Origin of the sequence: Pseudonocardia xishanensis (genome assembly GCF_039541715.1) — a bacterium.
Classification (GTDB): Bacteria; Actinomycetota; Actinomycetes; order Mycobacteriales; family Pseudonocardiaceae; genus Pseudonocardia; species Pseudonocardia xishanensis.
Window position 1 is genome coordinate 1 of sequence record NZ_BAABGT010000046.1, and the last position, 7,207, is coordinate 7,207.

Genomic DNA, 7,207 nt, shown 5'->3' on the forward strand with positions numbered 1-7,207 from the left:
CGAACCGCGGCATTCGAATCTCCCATCCTGGAGATTCGCAACGACCGATGGAATCCGCCAGGACTACCAGGTTCTTCGCGTCGAACCTGCCCGCTGGGCACGTTCACCAACAGCCTCTCGGAGGAGGTCGTCGAGCCGGTCGACATCAGCCATGCCGTCGTTTTGCTCGCCTCGGCGAGTTCCGTCTCGTGACGGCCTCGGGGATGACGGGCGGCACGCCGGAACAGTCAGTATTGACCCCACGGACGCGAGTCGCTCGCCGTGCCATGGATTGGACCAATAGATGAATGCCTCGGCCACGCCGGCACGGAGATCTGAGACCTACGTCAACAGCTGCGGAAACCTGTCGCCCACCCCTAGGGGCAGCCGGTGGATCCGGCTGGTCCGCGATCTCGCGCATGCCGAGACCGTGATCGCAGCACCGGCTCCCATGATCGACCACGTCAGCAGTGAGGAAGGTCCGTGAGCGCATGGCGCATGGCAACCCTCGGTCGAAGACACGGTGTCGTCCCGGCTGAGCTCGGCTCCGAGGAATCCGCCCCCACTGAGAGCGGAGATCATCATGGGCAGGCTTGACGGCAAGGTGGCAGTGATCTCGGGCGCGGCCCGCGGCCAGGGCCGGGCCCACGCGGTCCGCCTGGCGGCGGAGGGCGCGGACATCGTCGCCTTCGACATCTGCAGTAACCTCGCCTATCCACTGACCCCGCCGGCGTCCCCGGAAGACCTGAAGGAGACGGCCGCACAGGTCGAGGCCCTCGACCGGCGCTGCCTCAGTCGGGTGACCGACGCCCGGGACTTGACCTCACTCACCGCACTGGCTGACGAGGCCGTCGCCGAGTTCGGCCGGGTGGACGCGCTGGTCGTCAACCACGGGATCTGGACCGTGGACCGCAACAGCTGGGAGCTTCCCGAGGAGTCCTGGCAGGAGAGTATCGATGTCCTGCTGACCGGCTCCTGGAAGGTACAGAAGGCCTTCGTGCCGAAAATCGTCGCGGGTGCTCGGGGTGGGGCCGTGGTGTTCACCTCGTCGGTCAACGCCGTGGTGCCGCAGCCCGGCGCCGTCGCCTACTGCGCCGCCAAGAGTGGCATCCAGATGCTGATGAAGGTGCTCGCCCGCGAGCTCGGACCGCATGACATCAGGGTGAACACGGTGAACCCGGGCTCGGTGTCCACCGCTATGCACGAGGGCGGGACGATCGAGCGTTCGCTTGAGTACTTCCCCCGGGGCCTCGACCGCGGAGCCCGTGCTGCCCTCGAGGGTTCGCAGACCCTTCCCCCGTCGGCCATCGCGGACGCGGTGGCGTGGCTGGTCTCGGACGAGGCGCGCTACGTCACCGGTGCCCTGATTCCCGTCGACTCCGGTTTCCTGACCGGCTGAAGGTGCTGGTCTTAGCGGACCGCAGGAAGGACAACGATGAACGTCCGACGTTTCGGATGGCTGGTGTGCGGGATGGTGACCGCAGTGGTTGGTGCGGGGTGTGGAACCGTCGCGGATACCACAGGGAGCGGGTCGGATCTGATCCCGATCCAGCTGGGGCTGCAGACCGGTGGCGCCGCCACGTTGCCGATCGTCATCGCGGAGCGCGACGGCCTTTTCGCGAAGCACGGGATCGCAGTCGAGCAGGTCGAGACCAAGACCGACCTGCTGAACGCCGCGTTCGCCTCGAAGTCCATCGAGGTCGCCTTCCAGACCCCGGTGTTCTACGCCACCGCGTTCCAACGCGGTCAGAAGTTGCAGCCCTTCTGCGGGCTGACCCAGCGGGACTGGGCCACAATCGTGGTGCGCGCTGACAGCGGGGTGCCCGTGGCGGCGGGCACGGACTACCGCGCGACCACGGCGGCGCTGAGCGGGAAGGTCGTCGGGGTCGCCGCCCTGGGTGGTTCCAACGACCGGGCCCTGCAGTCGATCGTCGGGCTGGTGGGACAGGACCCACGGGCGTTCTCCACGATCGCGGTCGGCGCGGGTGCGCCCGCCGTCGCCGCGTTCCGAGCGGGCCAGATCGACGCGCTCGTCGCCTCGCCGTTCACCAACCAGGCACTCGTCGGCTCGGGCGAAGGGAAGATCGTCTTCGGCTTCGCGGACAACGCACCCGATCAGTACCGTCAGGCGATCTACACGGCTTTCGGTGCTCCCGCGGACTGGCTGGCAACCAACCGCAACGCGGCCCAGCGATTCTGCGCCGCGATGGAGGACGCCTACGGCGTCATCCGCGCCCAGGGGCCGAGCGGCGGCCTCGATAGCCTGCTCGAGAGCGAGTACGGCCTCGCCGAGCCCGTCACCAGGGCAGAGGTGGTGAAGGCGGGCGGTCCGCTGGATCAGTTCGGCACGCAAATCACCTGCGAGCAGATCGGGTCGGCGCTGAGTCTGGCCCTGGCGAACGGTGTGCTGAAAGAGCCGGTCCCCACCTGTGAGGAGATCCTGTGGAAGCCGTGAACGTAGGGCATACCCAGTGTCCGACGACCCTGAGCGAGCCCCCGTCGGCGGGGGAGATCGACATCGTCGGTGTGTCGGTGGAGTTCCGCGACCGGACCCGGCGGGGACGCACGCTGACCGCGCTGACGGACGTCTCGCTGCAGATTGCTCGCGGCCAGTTCGTCGCGCTCGTCGGTGCGAGCGGCTGTGGCAAGACGACGCTGCTCAATCTGCTCGCCGGCGAGCTCCGGCCGACGGCAGGCCAGGTGCTCGTGGGCGGCAGACCAGTGGACCGGCCACTCCCCACGACCGGGTACATGCTCGCACGCGACGGCCTCCTGCCGTGGCGGAGCGTCCGGAGCAACGTCGAGCTCGGTCTGGAGCACCGCCGGACCAACCGCACCGAGCGGTCCGAGCGTGCACAGGACCTGCTGCAACTCGTCGGCCTGGGGGACTTCGCAGACGCCTACCCCCGTCAGCTCTCCCAGGGCATGCGGCAGCGCGCCGCCATCGCGAGGACGTTGGCCACCGAGCCAGAGCTCCTGCTGATGGACGAGCCGTTCGCGGCGCTCGACGCGCGCACGAAGCTGAGCCTGCAGCGTGAGTTCCTCCGAATCTGGGAGACCGAGAGCCCGGAGCGACGCCGGACGGTCGTGTTCGTGACGCACGATCTCCAGGAGGCCCTGCTGCTGGCCGACCGGTTGGTGGTGATGCTCCCTAGGCCTGGCCGCGTTGCCGTGGACCGGACGATCGACCTGCCTCGGCCTCGCTCGACCGAGCTGTCCCGAATCCTGTTCACTGAGGAGTTCCGGCGGAACTACCAGAATCTCTTCGAGGTCCTCGAGGGAGACGTCGACCCCGACCGTGACCTGGCGGTGGAGCAGTGAGTGTTACCGCATTCCCGGCAACCGTCGGCGCGGGGGGCCCCGGCCCGCAGAAGCCGCAAGTGGGTGAGGGCTCGCGCCGGTTGCGGGGCCTGCTCGGGTCAGTCGGCGGGCCGGTCGTCCTCCTGGTGGGGGCGCTGGTGTTGTGGGAGGTGGCGGCGGCAAGGGGATGGGTCGCGGTGTCGACCTTCAGCTCGCCCTCCCTGGTGTGGGCGGAACTGCGTGACCTCGCCGCCTCCGGCGCGCTCGGCAGTGACCTCATCGCGACGCTGACCGCCATGCTGGTGTCGCTGGCCATCGGGATCCCGCTCGGGGTCTTCGTGGGGCTGTTGCTGGCGGCGGTGCCCGCGGTGGACCGGCTGGTGTCGCCGTTCCTCGTGCCACTCAACAGCATCCCGCGCATCGCACTGGCCCCGCTGTTCGTGATCTGGTTCGGCATCACCATGAACGCCAAGGTCGCGGTGGCGGTGTCCATCGTGTTCTTCATGGTGCTGTTCAACGCCAAGTCCGGGATCAAGAGCGCCGACACGGACATGATGATGGTGGCCCGCATGCTCGGCATCCCACGCTGGTCGATCTTCCGTAAGGTCGTGCTGCCCGGCTCGGTGCCCGCGATCTTCGCCGGCGTGCGGCTATCGGTGACGTACTCGCTGCTCGGCGTCGTCGCCACCGAGATGGTGGCGGCACGGGACGGCCTGGGGCTGTCCATTGTGCGAAACGCCACGAACTTCAACATCGGAGGGGTGTTCGCGGTCCTGCTCGTGTTGGCCGTGTTCGCGACGGTGCTGGCATTCGTGGTCGGACGGGCGGAGAAGTGGATCCTCCGCTGGCAGTGACCGGCGGCACGCACGTCGGCAGGTGAGCGATCGGCACTGTGACTAAGGAGTCTGGGTCGTGACGACGTTGGGGAACGCGCAGGCCGCGGTGCCCTTGGCGATACTGACCGCTTCTACACTGGAGCGGAGTGGGCCGCGCCCTTGTCGACGGCGACCATCGACGTCGTCGACGGGATCACCGAGGAGGTGTTCTCCACCGTCGCGGAGGCGCAGGTCGCGGACATGGACCGGGCGGCCGGCTGCCCGTTGGGCCTTCGACGACGGGCCTGGCCGGGGTTGAGCCATCACCGGGGGCACCTCTGGCAGCCGCACAAGCGCGTCGTCGCTGCTCGGCGAACTCGCGAGAATGTCGCCGGACGCGTCGCCCGCTCGTCGTGTGGCCTGCATCAGCCGAGCCAGTAGGGCGTCGAGCAGGGCGTCGCTGCACGACTCGAAGTGACGCGACGACCAGTTCCCCGAGCTGAAAGGCCTACCCAGGGTGCGGACGGTGTGCGGGCGGATCGCTGGCAAACCGACGATTGATACCTGCCTTCGGATCCGCCACGCCTGACGGGACTGTGGTTCCGGTGCGGTCAGACCCTCGTCTAACTCCCGCGATGTCTCCACCAACAGTTGGTGCATCGCCAGTTCAGCCGGTGCGCGGAGCCGGTCTTGAAGGTGTGCCACCAGGATCCGGCGGGACGGAGCGTCTCGTCCGAGCCCCAAGACCCGAACGTCCGGATGGGAAGGTGCCGACCGTCAACGTGCCCTTGAGACGACGCAGCTGTTGCGAGACGGCGGAGGGCGAGTAGCCGAGTTGCTCGGCCGCAGCCGTCATCGACCCGGAGTCCAGGACCGCTTTCAGCAGAGCCAGCCGGCGGATGTCGAGCACAAGGATCCTCTAAAACGGCCGAACTAGTTTCGAGCTGAGGATGCAGCGCTTCGTATCGTCGTCTAACTCTACTTCAAGCAGGAGCAGGTCTCTGTTCTGCAAATTCGTGGATTTGACGCCGTACCCGGGGTCTGAAGCGACGAATGAGCATGAAGCGGAGCTTCATAGTTCTGCCGATTCTGACAACTGCGGGCAGTTCGAGTCGCACGTCATGCAGATCTCTTGCGCGCTACGGATCAGCGGGGCCTCGCCGTCGCGTCCCCGAGGTCGCGAGACGAGTCTCGGTTCGCCAGGTCAACGCCATGGAGCCATTCGTGGTGCGAAACCCTGCGCGTGGTGTGAACCGTCCTGGGTCTGCGTGAGGCTGACGTTCAGGCCACCGCACCCTGTTGGGCGATGGAGGTAGCGTATACCATTTCTCGTTCAATCGGCGGCATATAGTCAATCGAGGAGTGGAGCCTCACACTGTTGTACCAGTGGACCCACTCCGCGGTCTCCCGCTCCACCTCACGAAGACCACTCCAGTTTCGGGAATGGGCGTACGGAACGATGAGCTCGGTCTTGTACAGCCCGATCGTGGACTCCATCAGCGCGTTGTCCAGTGCGTCGCCGACGGTGCCGATCGAGCCGGCGATCCCGGCCTCGGCGAGTTGTTCCGTGAACGCCAGCGACGTATATTGGGCGAATTCAACCGGTCGTCGCAACACCGACCAAGTGCGGTGAATATAGCACGGCTTGGAGTGCCTCGTGAGGGGTTCTCCAAGCAAGTTTCTTCCGGGGCCGCATGTTCAAAGTGTGGGCGACGGCGGCCAGTTCGCGCGGACCGTATCGGGAGATGTCGGTGCCTTTCGGAAAATACTGTCGGAGCAGGCCGTTGGTGTTCTCGTTCGTCCCGCGCTGCCACGGACTATGCGGATCGCAGAAGTAGACGGCCAGCCCGGTCGCGACCGTCAACTCTGAATGCAGTGCCATCTCCGTGCCGCGATCCCAGGTGAGAGTGCGGCGCATTTTCTCCGGGAGATGTGCGACGGCGGCTATGATCGCTTCTTTGACCGCCTGCGCGCCGTGTCCGGCGAGGGGGGCACCGTTCTTCACTCGGTCCTGGACGCCGAAACCGTCCATTCTCGGCAGGGGCAGCAAGAGGGTGTAGCGGGTTGTGCGTTCGACCAGCGTGCCGATCGCGGAGCGGTTCAGGCCGATGATGAGATCTCCTTCCCAGTGTCCCGGTGTGGCGCGCTCGTCGACCTCGGCGGGCCGCCGGTCGAGGGTGTGGTCGGGGGTGATGAACCCGCGGTTGTTGCGGCGCTCCCGCCGGGTCCGTGACCGGGGAACCCGCAGCGCGCGTCCGGTGCGCAGGCAGGCGACGTGCTCGCGGGTCAACGCGCCGCGTCCTTCAATGTAGAGCGCCTGGTAGATGGCCTCGTGCGAGATTCGCATGGTGGGATCGTCGGGATGGTCGCGGTGCAGCCGAGCGGCGATCTGCTCCGGGCTCCACGCCCGACCCCACCGACGATCCGCCCGTCGGGCCCGGTTGCGACCGGTGAACGGCACCGCCGGACCCGGAACACTCACACCGTCCTCGGTGACCACATGCCCGGCGAGGCGTTGTTCGACATAGCGGCGAAGCCGTGGATTCGCCGCCAGTTTGGCGGTCTTCGGGCGAGCAGCCCGCCGGTCCCGATGCCATTGCGCCACGGTCGCTCGATAGGCGAGAGTGCCTCCTCGCGTGGCGGCGTTTCGGCGCAGTTCCCGAGATACCGTCGAAGGGTGTCGACCGAGGCGACGAGCTATCTCGCGAATGCTCACGTTCTGGGCATGCCAGAGCGCGATGAGCTCACGTTCCTCGAATGACAGGTAGCGGCCCGAATCCTTCTTGAAGATCGCCTGCGGGATCACACCGCCACGTTCGCGGAACCACCGGCTCCCAACGACTTCCGACACGCCGGCTTCCATGCCCGCGTCGGTGCTCGTCACGCCACGAGCGACGGCCGCCCAGAAGGTCCGGCGTTGCTCGACACGCCCGACGGGCGGGCGCCCAGGAGACACCATCGCCGGACGGCCGGTCATTTTCGTGACCCAACCAGGCTCTCTTCCCAATTCAACACCTCCGCTACGAGGTGTTGCGACGACCGGTTGAGACTGGCTTGAGACCCGGCATCCGAATGATGAACAAGACCCTCGGCGGTGAACTCGCTGATCGCTC

The 7,207-nt window shown here is 67.0% G+C and carries 8 protein-coding genes and 1 pseudogene; 6 read left to right on the top strand and 3 right to left on the bottom strand.

Features of this window, described 5'->3' with window-relative positions; translation table 11 throughout:
* The 6 genes from ABD993_RS18475 to ABD993_RS18500 form a co-directional block, all read left to right on the top strand.
* Nucleotides 1-192, top strand: a 192-nt coding sequence (locus ABD993_RS18475) for a hypothetical protein (protein WP_345419656.1), incomplete at its 5' end; no start/stop codon positions are given.
* Between the two features lie 370 nt (nucleotides 193-562).
* Nucleotides 563-1,378 (top strand): mycofactocin-coupled SDR family oxidoreductase, encoded by an 816-nt coding sequence (locus ABD993_RS18480; protein WP_345419659.1) that lies wholly within the window; start codon nucleotides 563-565, stop codon nucleotides 1,376-1,378.
* Nucleotides 1,379-1,414: 36 nt separating this feature from the next.
* Complete coding sequence (locus ABD993_RS18485; protein WP_345419662.1) at nucleotides 1,415-2,434, top strand: ABC transporter substrate-binding protein; 1,020 nt, start codon at nucleotides 1,415-1,417, stop codon at nucleotides 2,432-2,434.
* Complete coding sequence (locus ABD993_RS18490) at nucleotides 2,431-3,300, top strand: ABC transporter ATP-binding protein (protein WP_345419665.1); 870 nt, start codon at nucleotides 2,431-2,433, stop codon at nucleotides 3,298-3,300. The genes ABD993_RS18485 and ABD993_RS18490 overlap by 4 nt, the downstream gene beginning before the upstream one ends.
* Before the next feature lie 59 nt (nucleotides 3,301-3,359).
* Complete coding sequence (locus ABD993_RS18495) at nucleotides 3,360-4,133, top strand: ABC transporter permease (protein WP_345419667.1); 774 nt, start codon at nucleotides 3,360-3,362, stop codon at nucleotides 4,131-4,133.
* Nucleotides 4,134-4,274: 141 nt separating this feature from the next.
* On the top strand, nucleotides 4,275-4,535 hold the full coding sequence (locus ABD993_RS18500) for a hypothetical protein (protein WP_345419670.1): 261 nt from the start codon (nucleotides 4,275-4,277) through the stop codon (nucleotides 4,533-4,535).
* Between the two features lie 226 nt (nucleotides 4,536-4,761).
* Here the strand turns inward: ABD993_RS18500 and ABD993_RS36790 are convergent, their stop codons facing one another.
* From ABD993_RS36790 to ABD993_RS18515, 3 genes and pseudogenes are all read right to left on the bottom strand, one after another.
* On the bottom strand, nucleotides 4,762-4,950 hold the full coding sequence (locus ABD993_RS36790) for a LysR family transcriptional regulator (RefSeq protein WP_425569045.1): 189 nt from the start codon (nucleotides 4,948-4,950) through the stop codon (nucleotides 4,762-4,764).
* Nucleotides 4,951-5,375: 425 nt separating this feature from the next.
* Nucleotides 5,376-5,687 (bottom strand): annotated as a pseudogene (locus tag ABD993_RS18510) (transposase); the annotation flags it as partial.
* Nucleotides 5,688-5,691: 4 nt separating this feature from the next.
* Nucleotides 5,692-7,071, bottom strand: coding sequence for an IS30 family transposase (locus ABD993_RS18515; protein ID WP_345419673.1), 1,380 nt, complete (start codon nucleotides 7,069-7,071; stop codon nucleotides 5,692-5,694).
* Nucleotides 7,072-7,207: the final 136 nt, after the last annotated feature.